The sequence below is a fragment of the Calditerricola satsumensis genome (assembly GCF_014646935.1).
GTDB classification, from domain to species: Bacteria; Bacillota; Bacilli; order Calditerricolales; family Calditerricolaceae; genus Calditerricola; species Calditerricola satsumensis.
Window position 1 is genome coordinate 15,869 of sequence record NZ_BMOF01000004.1, and the last position, 15,512, is coordinate 31,380.

16 protein-coding genes and 1 pseudogene are annotated in these 15,512 nt (G+C 64.0%); 7 read left to right on the plus strand and 10 right to left on the minus strand.

Going from position 1 to position 15,512, the window contains the following annotated elements:
* Nucleotides 1-3 precede the first annotated feature (3 nt).
* Nucleotides 4-948 carry a DUF1385 domain-containing protein gene (locus IEX61_RS01895; RefSeq protein ID WP_172673488.1) on the minus strand — a complete coding sequence of 315 codons (945 nt, stop codon included), beginning with the start codon at nucleotides 946-948 and terminating at the stop codon, nucleotides 4-6.
* A gap of 164 nt (nucleotides 949-1,112) precedes the next feature.
* Here IEX61_RS01895 and IEX61_RS01900 point away from each other — a divergent pair, with 164 nt between their 5' ends.
* The 4 genes from IEX61_RS01900 to efp all read left to right on the plus strand — a co-directional run bounded on the left by IEX61_RS01900 (nucleotide 1,113) and on the right by efp (nucleotide 3,872).
* Complete coding sequence (locus IEX61_RS01900) at nucleotides 1,113-1,616, plus strand: YqhR family membrane protein (protein ID WP_054670481.1); 504 nt, start codon at nucleotides 1,113-1,115, stop codon at nucleotides 1,614-1,616.
* Between the two features lie 120 nt (nucleotides 1,617-1,736).
* Entirely contained in the window at nucleotides 1,737-2,195 is a 459-nt protein-coding gene (aroQ, locus tag IEX61_RS01905; RefSeq protein WP_188816646.1) for a type II 3-dehydroquinate dehydratase, read from the plus strand.
* Nucleotides 2,192-3,280, plus strand: coding sequence for a M24 family metallopeptidase (locus tag IEX61_RS01910; RefSeq protein ID WP_188816647.1), 1,089 nt, complete (start codon nucleotides 2,192-2,194; stop codon nucleotides 3,278-3,280). Before aroQ ends, IEX61_RS01910 begins: the two co-directional genes overlap by 4 nt.
* 34 nt (nucleotides 3,281-3,314) lie before the next feature.
* Nucleotides 3,315-3,872: an elongation factor P gene (gene efp, locus IEX61_RS01915; RefSeq protein ID WP_054670491.1), complete on the plus strand. Its 558-nt coding sequence runs from the start codon at nucleotides 3,315-3,317 to the stop codon at nucleotides 3,870-3,872.
* A 117-nt stretch (nucleotides 3,873-3,989) separates the two neighbouring features.
* Here efp and IEX61_RS01920 read toward each other — a convergent pair whose 3' ends face one another.
* Nucleotides 3,990-4,433, minus strand: coding sequence for an OsmC family protein (locus IEX61_RS01920; RefSeq protein ID WP_054670494.1), 444 nt, complete (start codon nucleotides 4,431-4,433; stop codon nucleotides 3,990-3,992).
* Nucleotides 4,434-4,643: 210 nt separating this feature from the next.
* On the opposite strand from IEX61_RS01920, the pseudogene IEX61_RS12325 reads away from it, so the two are divergent.
* Nucleotides 4,644-4,796 (plus strand): annotated as a pseudogene (locus tag IEX61_RS12325) (2-dehydropantoate 2-reductase N-terminal domain-containing protein); the annotation flags it as partial.
* A 263-nt stretch (nucleotides 4,797-5,059) separates the two neighbouring features.
* Here IEX61_RS12325 and IEX61_RS01930 read toward each other — a convergent pair.
* The 5 genes from IEX61_RS01930 to IEX61_RS01950 form a co-directional block, all read right to left on the minus strand.
* Nucleotides 5,060-5,857 (minus strand): thiazole synthase, encoded by a 798-nt coding sequence (locus IEX61_RS01930; protein WP_308423712.1) that lies wholly within the window; start codon nucleotides 5,855-5,857, stop codon nucleotides 5,060-5,062.
* Nucleotides 5,858-5,862: 5 nt separating this feature from the next.
* The gene (gene thiS / locus IEX61_RS01935) at nucleotides 5,863-6,066 is read right to left on the minus strand and encodes a sulfur carrier protein ThiS (protein ID WP_054670498.1); all 204 of its coding nucleotides are present in this window, start codon (nucleotides 6,064-6,066) and stop codon (nucleotides 5,863-5,865) included.
* The gene (thiO, locus tag IEX61_RS01940) at nucleotides 6,063-7,232 is read right to left on the minus strand and encodes a glycine oxidase ThiO (RefSeq protein ID WP_188816648.1); all 1,170 of its coding nucleotides are present in this window, start codon (nucleotides 7,230-7,232) and stop codon (nucleotides 6,063-6,065) included. Before thiO ends, thiS begins: the two co-directional genes overlap by 4 nt.
* A gap of 19 nt (nucleotides 7,233-7,251) precedes the next feature.
* Nucleotides 7,252-7,920 (minus strand): thiamine phosphate synthase, encoded by a 669-nt coding sequence (locus IEX61_RS01945; protein WP_188816649.1) that lies wholly within the window; start codon nucleotides 7,918-7,920, stop codon nucleotides 7,252-7,254.
* 288 nt (nucleotides 7,921-8,208) lie between these two features.
* Nucleotides 8,209-9,036, minus strand: coding sequence for a metallophosphoesterase (locus IEX61_RS01950; protein WP_229725597.1), 828 nt, complete (start codon nucleotides 9,034-9,036; stop codon nucleotides 8,209-8,211).
* A 201-nt stretch (nucleotides 9,037-9,237) separates the two neighbouring features.
* On the opposite strand from IEX61_RS01950, the gene acsA reads away from it, so the two are divergent.
* Together acsA and IEX61_RS01960 are read left to right on the plus strand one after the other, a co-directional pair.
* A complete protein-coding gene (gene acsA / locus IEX61_RS01955; protein WP_054669200.1) occupies nucleotides 9,238-10,971 on the plus strand; it encodes an acetate--CoA ligase in 1,734 nt (577 codons plus the stop codon).
* 152 nt (nucleotides 10,972-11,123) lie between these two features.
* Entirely contained in the window at nucleotides 11,124-11,360 is a 237-nt protein-coding gene (locus IEX61_RS01960) for a ferredoxin (protein ID WP_054669223.1), read from the plus strand.
* A 105-nt stretch (nucleotides 11,361-11,465) separates the two neighbouring features.
* On the opposite strand, the gene IEX61_RS01965 is transcribed toward IEX61_RS01960, so the two are convergent.
* From IEX61_RS01965 to IEX61_RS01975, 3 genes are all read right to left on the minus strand, one after another.
* Entirely contained in the window at nucleotides 11,466-12,596 is a 1,131-nt protein-coding gene (locus tag IEX61_RS01965) for a Ger(x)C family spore germination protein (protein ID WP_054669202.1), read from the minus strand.
* Nucleotides 12,565-13,680, minus strand: a complete 1,116-nt coding sequence (locus IEX61_RS01970) for a GerAB/ArcD/ProY family transporter (RefSeq protein WP_054669204.1) — start codon at nucleotides 13,678-13,680, stop codon at nucleotides 12,565-12,567. The genes IEX61_RS01965 and IEX61_RS01970 overlap by 32 nt, the downstream gene beginning before the upstream one ends.
* A gap of 66 nt (nucleotides 13,681-13,746) precedes the next feature.
* Nucleotides 13,747-15,279: a spore germination protein gene (locus IEX61_RS01975; protein ID WP_188816651.1), complete on the minus strand. Its 1,533-nt coding sequence runs from the start codon at nucleotides 15,277-15,279 to the stop codon at nucleotides 13,747-13,749.
* Between the last annotated feature and the right edge of the window lie 233 nt (nucleotides 15,280-15,512).

The following is a 15,512-nucleotide window of genomic DNA, read 5'->3' on the forward strand; positions in this document are numbered from 1 at the left end:
AGTTCACCTCGCTTGGCAAATTCCGACTTGGTGACCTTTTGCCTGTTCCAGCTCGCGCAAGCGCAGAAATGCGGCGATGGCCACTTCCACTTGGTCGTCGTCGGGTTCGCGCGTGGTCAGCTTTTGCAACCACAGGCCGGGATAGCCGAGGTACCGCAGAACCGGAACGTTTCGCCAGCGGTTGGTCAGCTGCAGCACTTCAAAGGAGACGCCGATCACAACCGGCAGAAGGACGAGGCGAAGCGCCACCCGTTCCCACAGGGTTTCCCATGGAAAGAAGGAATAGACAACCACGCCAACCAGAATGGTGAAGAGGAGAAAACTGCTCCCGCAGCGGTAGTGAAGGGTCGAAAATTGTTGAACATTTCGGACGTTTATCGGCGCTCCGGCTTCATAGGCGTTGATCACTTTGTGCTCGGCACCATGGTATTGAAAGAGGCGTTTCACCATCGGAGTTTGGCCAATTGCCGCCAAGTACCCGAGCAAGAGCCCCAGCTTGAGGGCACCTTCCAGCAGGTTGTTGACGAACCGGTTTTCCACCCAGGGGTCGAAGAGGAGACCGGCGAGAAAGGCGGGAATGGCGGTAAAGAGCACTTTCCCGGCAAAGAAGGCGAGCACGCCGGCAGCGGCCACCCCGAGGACCATCGTCAATCGGGACGGTTCGCTGCGGAATGCATCGTCGCCTTCCTCGTCGGCGCTGTACCGTTCGGCCGCGAATTGCAGGTGCTTGACACCGTTTGCCGCCGCATCGACGAGGGCGACGATCCCGCGGAGGAAGGGAATGCGGCGCAGACGTTGCCCCGTCGGATGGGGCGTTTGGACGAGCTCAAAGGTTTCGATGCGGCGATCTTTGCGGCGAATGGCGGTGACGGCAACCTGAGGGCCGCGAAACATGACGCCTTCGATTACGGCTTGGCCACCGTATGTTGCAATCGATTCCCGGCTCAACCGCGCCACCTTCCCACATTTGGATTTTGCTTTCATTGTATCACGAAGCGCGGCCCCATGCCACTATGGGGATTCCTGCGGGGTAAGCGTTCTGCCCGCCGGCCATACTACCCGTATGGAACACCTGCGGAGGGAAACCCCTTCAGCCAAGGAGAGGATGCCGCATGGACAGCCGACGGGTGGAAGAAACGTCCGAGGAGATCCAGAGCAGGCGGGCGCGAACCGCGGGGCGTTGGGAAACGGCGGTGACGGTGGGCGTTGCCGGGGGCCTCATGTTCAGCACCCTTCACTACTTGGCATATTTGTTCCGGTTTACCTCTGTCTCTCCCGCGCTGTGGGTGGAGTGGGGAATGGGCAAGCCCTTTGGACGCACGGCGGCCGGCCTGCTCCTGAGCATGGCCATCTGGACCCTCTTATCCGTTGTCGTGGCTTTGCTGTACGACCGGGCGGTCGGCCGCCGCATCCATCCGGTTGGCGGCGGCGTCGGATTGGGGTTGCTCCTGTGGGCGCTCGTGTTTCTCGGTGGCCCGATGCTCGGCCTCGTTCCGGGTCTGGCGCAGCTGGACATCGACACGCTCAGCACGGAGCTGGCGCTGTTTCTCGTCTACGGGCTGTTTGTGGGGCATTCCCTGTCTGACCGCTTACGCGCCGAGCGAACCGTTTCGTGACGCGGACGGGACCTCAGCGGCTTTCCGGAACAGGCGCGCGGCCTCCTGCTGTTCAGGGCGTTCGGCCTGTGATACAATGCTAGCGGATTCCGCGAAAATAATGGGATGGGGAGAGGCGGCATGTACCGCATTTTGGTCCTGCACGGTCCCAACCTCAACTTGTTGGGGACGCGGGAGCCGCAGCATTATGGGCGGGAAACCCTGGCCGAGGTCAACGCGCGCATCGAGCGGGCCGCGGCGGCGCTGGGCGTGTCCGTCGACTGCCGCCAATCGAACCATGAAGGCCAGCTGATCGACTGGATCCACGAGGCGCGCGGGGAGCGGGATGGCCTCATTCTCAATCCGGGGGCGTACACGCACACGAGCTACGCCATTCGCGACGCGGTGGCCGCCGTCGGGCTGCCCACCGTGGAGGTGCACCTGTCGAACATCCACGCGCGGGAGCCGTTCCGGCATGTCTCGGTGATCGCGCCGGTTGCCCTCGGCCAAATCGCCGGGTTCGGGCCCTATGGGTACGTGCTGGCGCTGCATGCCTTGGTGCAGCACCTCAATGAGCGAAACGGGGAGGGGTTGCGGTGAAGGAACGTTTGGCGCGGTTGAGGGCGCTCATGGCCGAGCGGCAGGTGGAGGCGCTCCTTGTGACGGCGGCGGCCAACCGGCGGTACCTCTCCGGGTTCACGGGAAGTGCGGGCGTGCTGTTCATTACGCCGGATGACGCCCTGTTGCTGACGGATTTTCGCTATGTCGAACAGGCCGCCGAGCAGGCCCCGCACTTTCGGGTTGTTCCCGTGACGCACACGACGTATGGCCGCACCGTGGCCGAGGAAGCCCGCAAGCGGGGCCTCAAGCGGATCGCCTTCGAGCCGAACCATCTGACCTACGCGGCCTATGCCGCCTACCGCGACGTGCTGCCGGAAGGGATCGAGTTCGTGCCCATCGGCACGGACGGGATGGGGCTCGTCGAGCGGCTGCGCATGGTGAAGGACGAAGAGGAGCTGGAACGGATCCGGCGCGCGGCGGCCATCGCCGACGCGACCTTTGCGCACATTTTGACCGTGCTCCGACCCGGCCTCACCGAGCGGGAAGTGGCGTGGGAATTGGAAGCGTTCATGCGCCGGCAGGGCGCGGAGGGGGCGGCCTTTCCGATTATCGTGGCGTCGGGGCCGCGCTCGGCGCTGCCGCACGGGGTGGCCTCCGATCGCGTGATCGGCAAGGGCGAACTCGTGACGCTCGACTTCGGCGCGGTCTACGAGGGGTACTGTTCCGATCTCACGCGCACGGTGGCGGTGGGCGAGCCGCCGGAGGAGCTGAAGAAGATCTACGACATCGTCCGGGAGGCGCAGGAGCGGGGCGTTGCCCACGTGAAGGCCGGCATGACCGGAAAGGAAGCCGATGCGCTGTGCCGCGACGTGATCGCCGCCGCCGGGTACGGCGAGCAATTTGGCCATTCCACGGGGCACGGCATCGGCCTGGAGGTGCACGAGGCGCCGTCCTTGAGCGCGCGCCATGAGGAACCGCTCCCAGCGGGCGCCGTCGTGACGGTGGAGCCGGGCATCTATCTGCCCGGCGTGGGCGGCGTGCGGATCGAGGACGACGTGGTGCTGACCGATGCGGGATGCGAATGCTTGACACGCGCCCCAAAAGACCTGATCATGGTGACGTAGGACTTTTTTGCGGACGTTGAGGGAGGGCACACGCATGATTTCGGTGAACGATTTCCGGACCGGTTTGACGATTGAATTGGACGGCGATCCGTGGCAAGTGCTCGAATTCATGCACGTGAAACCGGGCAAGGGCGCCGCCTTTGTGCGGTCCAAACTGCGCAACCTGCGCACCGGGGCCATTCAGGAGCGCACCTTCCGCGCCGGTGAGAAAGTGAACAAGGCCCACGTCGAAACGCGCCCGATGCAGTTTCTCTACGCCAGCGGCGACGAATACACCTTTATGGATATGGAAAACTACGAGCAGATCACCCTCCACAAGGAGCAAATCGAGCGCGAAGTCCTCTTCCTGAAGGAAAACATGAACGTGCACCTCGTCATTTTCCAAGGCCAGACCATCGGGATCGAGCTGCCCAACACCGTGGAACTGGAAGTGGTGGAGACCGAGCCGGGCATCCGCGGCGACACGGCGTCGGGCGGTTCCAAGCCGGCCAAGCTGGAGACGGGTCTTGTCGTCCAGGTGCCGTTCTTCGTCGACGTCGGGGACAAGGTGATCGTCAACACGCAGACCGGCGAATACGTGGGCCGGGCGTGAGCGGGGAAGAACGCGCAGCCGGCAGCACGCGCCCTCTTGCCTCGGTTGGCGTAACAAACAAGCCCTCGGTTTTGCTTAAGAGCAGAACCGAGGGCTTTGTTGCGATCTGCCGCCTCATTAGGCACGCGCCGCTTCCTTGGCCACCACGGGTACGCCTTTCAACGTGTCCTTAACCGGGCAGACGCGCTGCACGTGGTCCAGGAGCGCCTGAATGCGCTCCGGTGCCGACGGCGAGTCGAGCTCGATGTGGTAGCGGATTTCCAGAAAACCCGGACGCACGTTGGGGTTCTTTTCGGTAAAGCCATCGGGATCGAGGTCGCCTTCCACCTTCACGCGCGCGCCGCGCAGCTCCACGCCGTGAAGCTTGGCGAAGCTGGCGAGGAGGACGTTCAGGCAGCCGCCGAGCGCGGCGAGGATGAGTTCCACCGGATTGGGGCCCAAATCGTCGCCACCGAGGGCCGGCGGTTCGTCGATCACCACCTGCTTGTCGCGGATGTGGGCCACGGAGCGAACCCCTTCGCCCGTCCACACCACTTCGGAGGAAAACGTGACCTTGGCCATGCGCTCGCCTCCTTTTTCGTATTTCGCAAATCTCCATACAATTCGAACGGTAGGTGCATTATAGCGCCCACTGATGATTCTGTCAATTCCGGTAGGAAAAAACGGATATGAAACCGGTGGCGGGTTCGCGAGGGAGAGGGCGCTTTTTTCTGGGGCTTGAAGGAATTTGCGAGCGTTGCGAGAAAGGGAAAGAAGCGAAGGGGGGATTCGATGAACATCCTCGTGGTGGGGGCTGGCGCTGTCGGGGGGTATTTCGGCGGCCGACTCATGGAAAAAGGGGAAAACGTCACGTTTCTCGTGCGGGAGGGAAGGCGAAAGCAGCTCGCAGAGAACGGGCTTGTGCTCAAAAGCGTGCACGGTGATTACCGTTCGACCTTACATCGGGGCACAAACGGCGATCGTGCCACGACATTGTCATCGGCGAGCTGGACGGCACCCGTACGCCGCGGATCGAACGGATCGAAGCCGCGTTTGCGGGCGCAACGTGCACGGCAAGGATCAGTTTGTCGATCCTTAAGGACATGTGGGAAACGCATGCGGGAGAAAACGTGGTGACAGGGCAGAAGGAAACAAGCCCTCGGCAGGCCACCCCGTGCCTGCCGAGGGCTTTTTCCGCGCGTTGATCATCAAAACATCAGGCCCTCCATCGGGCTGGAAGCCGAGGCATAGCGCTTTTTGGGGATGCGGCCGGCCAGGTACGCCTTGCGCCCGGCCTCGACGGCCAGCTTGAAGGCTTCGGCCATCTGCACGGGATCCTTGGCCCCGGCCACCGCTGTGTTGAGGAGCACGCCGTCGGCGCCCAGCTCCATCGCCTTGGCCGCGTCGGCCGGCGAGCCGATGCCGGCGTCGATGATCACCGGCACCGTCGCTTCCTCGATGATGTAGCTGAGGTTGAGCGGGTTGAGAATGCCGAGGCCGGTACCGATCGGCGCCGCGCCGGGCATCACCGCGTGGGCGCCGGCTTCCTGCAGCTTGCGGGCCAAAATGGGGTCGTCGTTCGTGTACGGCAGGACGATGAACCCTTCGTCGACGAGGATCTTCGTCGCCTCCAGTGTGGCCACCGGATCGGGGAGCAGCGTCTTCGGGTCGCCGATGATCTCCACCTTGATCATGTCGCACAGCTTGGAGGCGCGGGCCAGCCGGGCGATGCGCACCGCCTCTTCCACCGTCCGGGCCCCGGCGGTGTTGGGCAGCAGCTTGAATCGCGACAGGTCCAGCTCTTCCAGCAGGTTGGGCTGGTTGGGGTCGTAGATGTTCATCCGGCGTACGGCGAAGGTGAGCACTTCCGCCCCCGAGGCGGCCACGGCGCGCTTTTGCACGTCAAGGCTGGGGAACTTGCCGGTGCCCAAGAACAGGCGGGAGCGGAACGTGTACGGCCCGATTTTCAGGACGTCGTCTTGCACGGCCGTAGGGTTGGCGGTCACGGCGATCAGCCTCCTCCGACAAAGTGAACGAGCTCGAGCACGTCCCCTTCGCGGACCGGCACGTCGGCGTACGTGTCGCGGTCCAGCACGTGCCGGTTTTGCTCAACGATGACGAGTTTGCCGTCCAGGCCGAAGTGGCGAAGAAGATCGGCCACCGTCTTTACGTGATCCGGCACGTCGTGCACCTCGCCGTTGATCGTGAGCCTCACCGCGCTTCACCTCCCTGGGACGCCGCAGATATGCCGTTTGCCGCCTCCAGCAAGCGGTCTGGCGAGAAAGGCGCGAGCAGGTCGGGCGTCTGCCCCGTGCGGATGAGCTGGGCGATCAGCTCGCCGGTGATGGGGGCCAGCAGGATGCCGTTGCGGAAGTGGCCCGTCGCCACGACCAGTCCGGGGTGGCCCGCTACCGTGCCCAAGAAGGGCAAGCCGTCGGCGGAATGGGGCCGCACGCTGGCCCACGCCCGTTCGAAGGTCGCCTCGGCCAGGGCCGGCACGAGGGTTTTCGCCGCCGCCGCCAGCTGGGTCACGGCCGCCAGCGTCACCCGGCGGTCGAAGCCGGCGCGCGCCTCCGTCGCCCCGATGACGACGCGGCCGCCTTGCTTCGGCACGAGGTAGCACCCGTGGGCAAACAGCGTCTTGCGGAAGGGGACGGCCTGCAGGACGACGGAGAGGGACTCCCCCTTCACTGGGCCGACGGGAAGGCGAAGCCCGAGCCGCCGCCCGAGAACGCCGCTCCACGCCCCGGCGGCCAAGACGGTCCACTCGGCGCGATAGGTTTCGCCTTCCGTCTCCACGCCGACGACGCGCGTGCCGTGCCGCAGGAAGCGCTCCACCGCGCAGTGTTCGATGATGCGCGCGCCGAGCCGCACGGCCGCTTCGGCGAAGGCGCGCGTCAGCTTGGCCGCGTTCACCTGGTGGTCGCCGGGGATGGCCAGGGCGCCGACGACGGCGTCGGACACGGCCGGCTCTCTTTCCCGCAGGGCGAAGCCGTCCAGCCACTCGGCCGGCTCCCCGAGGGCCCGCTGCCATTCGGCGCGCGCCAAGAGGGCCTGCTGCTCCTCGTCGTTCTGGGCCAGGCGCAAGAGCCCGGCGCGGTTCAGCTCGATGTCGATGCCCGTTAAGGCGTAGAGCGCCTCGGCGAGGCGGGGGAACCGGGCGCGGCTTTCCAGGCACAAGGAGACGAAGGGGCCGGGGTGGGTCGTTTCCACCTGCGCCCCGAGCATTCCCGCCGCCGCGCTGGAGGCGTGGGCGCCGACGGTGTCGCGCTCCACGATGGCCACGCGCGCACCATCCTTGGCCAGGTAGTAGGCGATGGCGCAGCCGATCACTCCGCCGCCGACGATGACAACGTCGGCAGACGGCTGCGTGAGGGGCATGTCGGTACCTCCTTTCCTCCTAGGGGGTTCGCTGCGGGGCGTTGCTTGTGCGGGGGGGCCATGCCACGCGCGGCCGCACGGGGAAGGCGGCCATGGCCTCGCGAAAGGCGTCCACCACCTCCGCTGGACGGTCGGCCGACCAAACGGCGGACATCACGGCGACGCCGGCGCAGCCGGTCTCGAGCACCGCTCCCACGTTTTCCGGGGTGATGCCGCCAATGGCGATCACGGGGATGGCAACGCGTCTCACCACGTCACGCAGGGCCTCCAGGCCGCGGGGCGGCAGGCCGGGTTTGGAGCCGGTGGCAAAGACGTGGCCGAAAATGACGTAGTCGGCCCCCTGCGCCTCCGCCGCTGCGGCCTCCTCGGCGCTGTGCACCGAAACGCCCACCACCTGTCCCGGACGCAGTGCCCGCCGCGCCGCAACCGGCGGCAGCCCCCTTGCCGGCAGGTGGACGCCGAACGCGCCAAGGGCGGCGGCCACGTCGGCGCGATCGTTGATGAGGAGACGTGTCGGACCGCCCAGCGCGTCGGCCAGGCGGCAGGCCCAGTCCCATTGCTCGCCGGCCGGGCGATGCTTTTCCCGCAGATGCACGCAATCCACGCCGTGCCGAAATCTCGCCACGTGCGCGCACACCTCGTCGAGCGGCGTTTTGCCGTCGGTGATCACGTGCAAGACGTGGGCCATGGCCGATCCCCTCCCAGCGGACACGAAAAAACGGCATCCGCTGCGGACGCCGTGCTGTTCCCGTTTGTCCCCCGATTCCGTTCTGCGGGGTGCGGGCGCATGATGCGTTTCGCGCGCCATCCGCGCGAACCCCAGTGGCGTGAACCTTCCGCGTATTCCTCTACTTTGAAGTGTACCAGTTGGCCCAAGATTCGTCAACGCAGGGAGCGCTTCAAGAGGCGGCCGCAGCCAGGACGCGCGGGCCAGACCCCACATGAGGCGCCACGACCGGGAGCGCCTTGCGGTCCGTTACGCGCTGTGCTGCGCGTGGCCGATGGTGTGCAGCGTCACTTCCGGGCGGGAGCGCAACCGAATGTTGAGGGCGGTCTGGCCAAGCCCCTCGCTGATGTAGAAGGCCTTTTCTCCCCACACGTGCAGGCCGCGGATGATGTTGCGCCGCGGCAGCGCCCCCATTTTGACGAGGTGGAACGGTTTCGGCCAATGGATCTGTCCGCCGTGGAAGTGGCCGGACAGCAGGTAGTCGCACGGGTAACCGTCCATGTGCAGCACCAGGTTGGGGTCGTGCGTCAGCACCAGGCAGACGCTGCTTTCGTCGACGCCCTTGTACGCCCGAGCGAGGTCGCTGCGCCGTGTGCTGAAGTCGTCCACCCCGATGATGGTGAGCGTCTGCCCGTCGATGGAGAGGGTGCGCGACGCATTTTGCAGCACGTGCACGCCGCGACGCGTCATCTCCCGTTTCAGGTAGGCCAGCGCTTCGGGTTCGAGCACATAGTCGTGGTTCCCGAACACAGCGTAGATGCCGTACGGGGGGTTAAGGCGCTGCAAGATTTCCACATAGGTCAGGAACTTTTCGATGTTCTGCGCCTGGTCGAGATAGTCGCCCGTGAGCGCGATCAGGTCAATGCGCTCGTTTTTCAGCTGGTTATACAGATCCTCGGGAGAAATTGAGATGTTTTCCATGTGCAAATCCGAAAGGTGCAAGATGGTTAGCCGCTGGGGACACGGAACGCGCCGATTCAAGGGAAGGTGAATGCGTTTTAGCGTGAACCGGTACGTGTTGCGGTGGCCGTACAGCACGAGGGCGAGCAAACCCACGAGGAGCAGCAAGAACCACACGGCGCATCCCTCCTTCACGGAAAGGATCATGACAACATTTTACATATCTAGGATTTGCGATTCCAGTCAAAAAATCATGCAATCCTGTCAAGGGGAATCCAGAAAAGGATGCGCAAAAGTGTTTGATCGTTGACGCCATTTTTATTATTCTTAAGATAAGAGGTTGCGATCATTTCATACTACGGGAGGGTGAGCCGCACGATGAAACACGACGAGCGCATCGCGCCGGTTCCGGGCGACTACAACCTGAAGGACTACGAAGAGGCCTATCGCACCTTTTCGTGGGAAGAGGCGGAAAAGGTCTTCTCCTGGTCGGAGACGGGCAAGGTGAACATGGCCTATGAATGCATCGACCGCCATTGCGAGGGGCCGCGCAAGAATAAGGTAGCCCTCTACTACAGCGATCCCAGCGGCCGTGACGAGAAGTACACCTTCTATGAATTGAAACGGCTGTCGAACAAGTTTGGCAACGTGTTGCGCAAGTTCGGCGTGAAAAAGGGCGATCGCGTCTTTGTCTTTCTCCCCCGTTCGCCGGAGCTTTATGTAAGCGTTTTAGGAACGATCAAAATTGGCGCCATCGTCGGCCCGTTGTTTGAAGCGTTTATGGAAGGAGCAGTGCGCGACCGCCTCGCCGACAGCGAAGCCGTGGCCCTCGTGACCAACCCGCAGCTTTTGCCGCGCGTGCCGATCAAGGAGCTGCCGGCACTGAAGCATATCATCCTGGTTGGTGCGGGGGATGCCCTCCCCCAAGGCGACGGCGTCGGCTTTTACGACTACCACAAGGAGATGGCCGCGGCGTCGGAGGAACTGGAAATCGAGTGGGTTGACCGCGAAGACGGGCTGATCCTCCACTACACCTCGGGTTCCACGGGCAAGCCCAAGGGCGTGCTGCACGTCCACAACGCGATGATCCAGCACTACTGGACGGCCAAGTGGGTGCTCGACCTCAAGGACGACGACATCTACTGGTGCACGGCCGATCCGGGCTGGGTGACGGGCACCTCCTACGGCATTTTCGGTCCGTGGCTGAACGGGGCGACGTGCGTCGTCCGCGGCGGCCGCTTCAACCCTGACGACTGGTACGCCACAATTGAAAAATATGGGGTGACCGTGTGGTACAGCGCCCCGACGGCCTTCCGCATGCTGATGGCCGCCGGCGACGACGTGGTGAAAAAGTACAACCTGTCCACCCTGCGCCACATCCTGAGCGTCGGCGAACCGCTCAATCCGGAAGTGGTCCGCTGGGGGCTGAAGGTGTTCGGCAAGCGCATCCACGACACGTGGTGGATGACGGAAACCGGCGCCATGCTGATCGTCAACTTCCCGTGCATGGACATCAAGCCCGGATCGATGGGCAAGCCGTTCCCGGGGATCCAGGCGGCGATCATCGACGACAACGGCAACGAGCTTCCGCCCTACCGCATGGGGCATCTGGCCATCCGCGTCGGCTGGCCGTCGATGATGCGCAAGATCTGGAACAACGACGCCAAGTACCGCGAGTATTTCCGCATCCCCGGCTGGTACGTCTCCGGCGACTCGGCATACCGCGACGAGGACGGCTACTTCTGGTTCCAGGGCCGCGTCGACGACGTGATCAACACCTCCGGCGAGCGCGTCGGGCCCTTTGAGGTGGAAAGCTGCCTTGTCGAGCATCCGGCCGTGGCCGAGGCGGGCGTCATCGGCAAGCCGGATCCCGTGCGCGGCGAGATCATCAAAGCCTTCGTGGCGCTGCGGGCGGGGTACGAGCCGTCGGAGGAGCTGAAGCAGGACATCATCCGCTTCGTGAAGGAGCGTCTGGCTGCCCATGCCGCTCCGCGCGAGATCGAGTTCCGCGACAAGCTGCCGAAGACGCGCAGCGGGAAGATCATGCGCCGCGTGCTGAAAGCGTGGGAGCTGGGATTGCCCACTGGCGACCTGTCGACGATGGAAGATTGAGCGGGTTTAGAGGTAGACAAATCGTACCGTTCCCACTATAGTGTGTAGTAGAAGGATCCCGTGGGAATCCTGGAGGACGAAGGCGTGCCGGCGGTCTTTCGGGGCCGCCGTTCGCCTTGCCGATTGGCCATTACGTTTGGGAGGGAAACCAGATGCCGAAGTATACGTGGGTGGACAAGGAAACCTGTATCGCGTGTGGGGCCTGCGGCGCGACGGCTCCGGACATCTACGACTACGACGAGGAAGGGCTGGCCCACGTCGTCTACGGTGGTGACGACAACACGGGGACGGTCGAAATCCCCGAAGAGCTGTGGGACGACATGCATGACGCCGCAGAGGGGTGCCCGACCGACTCGATCAAGATTTCTGACGAGCCGTTTAACAAGTGATGGCTCGCCATGTGGAAAGATGCGCGAAACGAGCCCTTGGATGTCCAAGGGCTTTTTTTGTTTGTATTGCACGCGGCGCATGCGGTCGAAAATCCGCGCGGCGCATCAGTCGTAGAGTCCCACCTGGGTGATGCGGAACGAAACGTCAACGGAAATGGGGAGCTTCCGGTAGATCCGGTACCATTCTTTTTCCGTCCCGTTCCACAGCTTGTGGGCGCGGGCATAGGTGCCGAGGCCGATCGGATCGGTGCCCAGCTGCTGCAATTTCCGCAGAACCGCTTCAGCCTTTTCTTTGTAGCGATGGGCCACCGCGCGTTCAATGGCCCGTTTGACGGCGGGGTTGGACAGGGACCCGATGCGCTGGCCGGCGTATTCCACCAGATGTGCGGTGATGGCCAGGGAGATGTGAAACCGCAGCCGCGGGCCGGAGGGTTCGGCCCGAATGCGCCGCTCGTTTTGCACAAAGATGAACACGAGGGTTCCCGTCTTGTCGCGCAGGCGGATGCGCATGCTGCTGTCGGCGCCGGAGGCCGAACCCTTGAGAAGAAGCAGCACACCGCTTTCCTCGAGGTCCAGGCGACCCACCATCCGCGAGCCGCGGAACAGCGCGGCACCCGCCACGGCCACGTTTTCCCGTTCGGGCCGCAGCAAGGGCAACACCGGGTCTTGCCCGAAGGTGTAGTAGGCGCGCAGGAAGTGGTGCAGCCGTCCGGTGGGGATGGTGTGCCGGCGCATGTTCGTTTCGAGGAGGTTGTACAGGTAGAACCCGGAACGCTCCTTTTCCGGATACCGCCGGGAAAGCAGGGTCTCTGTGCTTCCGTCCACCACGGCGAGAAACAGACGGGCGTTGATGTCGGGATCACGGTAGAGGGTGTCGATGAAGGGTTTGAGGCCGGAGCGGGCCAGGGCATCGCTGAACAGGGCCACCCGGATCTGGCCGCTGGCCACGCGGCGCCCGCTTTTCGTCTCCAGACGGATGCGGGCATCCTTGCTGGACAGGGCATCGACGGCGATGATCTCTTCCTTCTCCTCCGCCTCGCGCGCCACCTGCGGAAAGGTCGAGATGACGCGCAGCGTGCCTTTCTCTCCCTTGTCGAAGCCGACGGCCAGCGCAAGATCCTGACGCTCAATGACGCGCTGGTCGCGCACCGTACCGGTGAGGGTCCCGCCGAAGAGAATCACGCCGAGGGCAAGCACGAGACCCCTACCCAGCAGCAGGCGATCCGCCTTTGGCATAGCCGGTCCCCCGTTTGCGCACGAAATGGCCTATACCGTAAAGGAGCAGCGTGACGACCACGAGCGCCAGCCCCGCCTTGCCGCTCCAGCCCGACAGGCGTTCAATGGCCAGATAGGATTCCGGCAAGGCGGCATAGAGGGCGAGGGCAGCCACAAAGGCAAGGACATGGCGATGCGGTTGGATGCGCGGCCAGCGGTTTAGGATTTCGGCCGCCATCCACAGGTACGCGCCCACGGTGGCAACGATCTGAAACAGCCAAAGGGAAAGCATAAACATCTCAAAGCGCTCCATGACCGGCAGGGCCACGACGCGAAACAGATCCAGCAGGGGATACAAAACATGGCGGATCTGTTCCTTGCCGAAATAGACGATGGTAATCAGGACGACATAGGCGTAAACCAGCGTGGTGATGCCATGCCCCCACAGGGCGGCCCGGAACGCGCGCCTTCGGTCGTCGAGGTAGGGAAAGAGAAAGAGGAACATCTCAAAGCCCGAGAATTCAAACCCGCTGTTGGCCGCCTGGCGCAGCAGGGTGGCCGGAGGCGTGTCCAAGACGGGAAGCAGGTTGAGCCAATCGGCCTCGCGCAAGGGGTAGTACCCCAGCGCGACCATCCAAATGGTGATGAGGAAGGTAAACAGCCCGAGCTTGGCCAAAACGTGAATCCCACCGGAAAGGGCGTACCAGGCGGGCAGAAACAGCAGCAGGCTGAGGATGTAGCGGTGGATGGTTGGAAAGGTGAGGATGGCCAAGATGTCGACGAAGGCGGCCGTTACCGCCGCGGCCTGCAGGGTGCAATAGGCGAAAAAGGCGACGCGGAACGGGGCGTTGAGCGGTGCCGACAGCAGCGTGTCGCCGAGGTCGAGCCAATTGCCTCGCGCATGGCGCGCAAGGAGCGCGTAGGCGGCACCGAGCAAGAGCGCGACGGCCAGCCCGCCGAGAAGCGGGACGAGCCAGGCGTCGGAACCGGTGGCGGTGATGTGCTCGCGGGCCATGCGAAAGATGCCCACCCCCACCTGGGTGGTGTTGATCAGAAAGAGCACGTCGGCGGCGCTGAGGACCGGACGGTTGGGGGCATGAGCCATCAAGGGTTCCTCCCTTCGGGGACCGCCATCGGGCGGCGGTCGATTCCGGCAGCGGGACACGCGGCGTTACGGCCAGGGTCGCCGCGGCGGCGGGGGCGTGCGGTGAACCGCTTGGTCTTGCTGGGCGCGGTTAACGGAAGGCCGGCGGCGCAACAAGGGCAAGGGGAAGCGCCACAGGGTGTCGCCCCAATCGGTCAGGCGGAAGGGCAGAAGGGGCGAGAGGAACGGCGCGCCCAACGAACGCTGGCGAATCAGATGGATCACCAACAGGCAGGTGAAGAAGGCGATGCCAAAGGCTCCCCACAGGGCGGCGCAAACCATCATCGGAAAGCGCATGGCGCGCATGGCGTTGGCCATGGTGTAGTTGGGGGCGACAAAGGAAGCGATCGTGCCCATGGCGACGATGATGACGAGGATGTTGCTGGTCAGCCCGGCCTGCACCGCCGCTTGCCCGATCACGATCCCGCCCACGATGCCGATGGTTTGCCCCACTTTGGACGGCAGGCGCGAACCGGCTTCGCGCAGCAGCTCCACCGTCACCTCGAGCAGCAGGGCCTCAAAAAAGGGGTGAAACGGCACCTTTTCGCGGGATTCCATAAAAGGTATGAGGAGGTCGGGAGGGATCATCTGGTAATGCCAGCTGGTCACGGCGATGTACATGGCCGTCAGGGACGTGGAGGCCCAAAAGCCGGTCAACCGCAAAAAGCGCAGCAGGCTGGCGCTCAGCCAGCGGTTGGTGTAATCTTCGCGCGACTGAAAGAAGTCGAGAAAGCGTGCCGGGGCCAGGAGGCCGACGGGCGAACCTTCCATCAGCAGGGCCACCTTCCCCTCAAGAAGCCCCTGTGCCAACACATCGGGGCGCGGCGTGATCAAAAACAGGGGGAAGGGCGTCCAGGAGCTGTCCTCAATGTACTGGGCCAGGGTGGGCAAATCGATGACCCCGTCCAGATCCAATTCGGTTAAGCGTTGGCTGAGCGCTTGCACGTAATCCGGATCCGCAATCCCCTCGATCCACAGCAGCCGCACGGGGATGCGGCTGATGCGGCCGATGAGGAAGTCGGCGGTGCGCAGCTGCGGCGAACGAATGCGCTTGCGCAAAAGGCCAAGGTTGGTTTCGAGGGATTCGACAAAGCTCTCCTGGACTCCGATGGTCAGCCCCTCGATTTCGGACGGTGCGACGTTCGGCTGCGGGGCTTGGTAGAGATGGGCGGCCACGGGCGTGCGCAAGCCGTCCAGGAACAGGATCGCCCAGCCGTCAACGAGGCGCGTGCGCGCCTCCTCGACGCTGGGCACCGGCTCGAGGTCGCGGACGGCCAGACAAGGGATCCGGTCGGCGGCCTGGGTGGCAAGACGGCTGTCGCTGAGCAGGCGGGCCAAGGGCTGAAGCAGCGCCTGCTCCAATTCTTTGGCCTCGACGAGCGCGGGCAAGTAGAGCACAGCGCAAAACGGCGCCCGGGGCGAGACGATGCGCGACGTCAGATCGCTTGTGGGAAAGGCCTGGCGCACCAAACGGTACTGGTCCTCGGCATGGGAAGGCCAGGATGGTCCGGAGGAGGAACCGGTCGCGGAATCGTGTTGCCGGCGCCGAAAAAACCACATGGCTATCGCCCTCGCGTTTGTGGAGCGTCCCCGTGCTTCGCGATCATCATGGGATAGTGTGCAACGAAACCGCAGGAATATGTGAGAGAACCCGCCATGGAGCCGGTCAAGAACGCTCTTGTCATGCAGAACGGAGCATGGTATGTTGATGATGAAAGGGCAACCTACCGGATGGCACAGCGTCTATGGTGTTGCGCGTGCGCGAAGGGGAGTAGCCCCGGAAGCGTTCTGTT

Bases quoted from the DNA above. Each gene is read 5' to 3' on its own strand.
- IEX61_RS01900 (WP_054670481.1), top strand. From the start codon at position 1,113: ATGGACAGCCGACGGGTGGAAGAAACGTCCGAGGAGATCCAGAGCAGG.
- aroQ (WP_188816646.1), top strand. From the start codon at position 1,737: ATGTACCGCATTTTGGTCCTGCACGGTCCCAACCTCAACTTGTTGGGG.
- efp (WP_054670491.1), top strand. From the start codon at position 3,315: ATGATTTCGGTGAACGATTTCCGGACCGGTTTGACGATTGAATTGGAC.
- IEX61_RS01920 (WP_054670494.1), bottom strand. From the start codon at position 4,433: ATGGCCAAGGTCACGTTTTCCTCCGAAGTGGTGTGGACGGGCGAAGGG.
- thiO (WP_188816648.1), bottom strand. From the start codon at position 7,232: ATGCCCCTCACGCAGCCGTCTGCCGACGTTGTCATCGTCGGCGGCGGA.
- IEX61_RS01945 (WP_188816649.1), bottom strand. From the start codon at position 7,920: ATGGCCCACGTCTTGCACGTGATCACCGACGGCAAAACGCCGCTCGAC.
- acsA (WP_054669200.1), top strand. From the start codon at position 9,238: ATGAAACACGACGAGCGCATCGCGCCGGTTCCGGGCGACTACAACCTG.
- IEX61_RS01960 (WP_054669223.1), top strand. From the start codon at position 11,124: ATGCCGAAGTATACGTGGGTGGACAAGGAAACCTGTATCGCGTGTGGG.
- IEX61_RS01965 (WP_054669202.1), bottom strand. From the start codon at position 12,596: ATGCCAAAGGCGGATCGCCTGCTGCTGGGTAGGGGTCTCGTGCTTGCC.
- IEX61_RS01970 (WP_054669204.1), bottom strand. From the start codon at position 13,680: ATGGCTCATGCCCCCAACCGTCCGGTCCTCAGCGCCGCCGACGTGCTC.
- IEX61_RS01975 (WP_188816651.1), bottom strand. From the start codon at position 15,279: ATGTGGTTTTTTCGGCGCCGGCAACACGATTCCGCGACCGGTTCCTCC.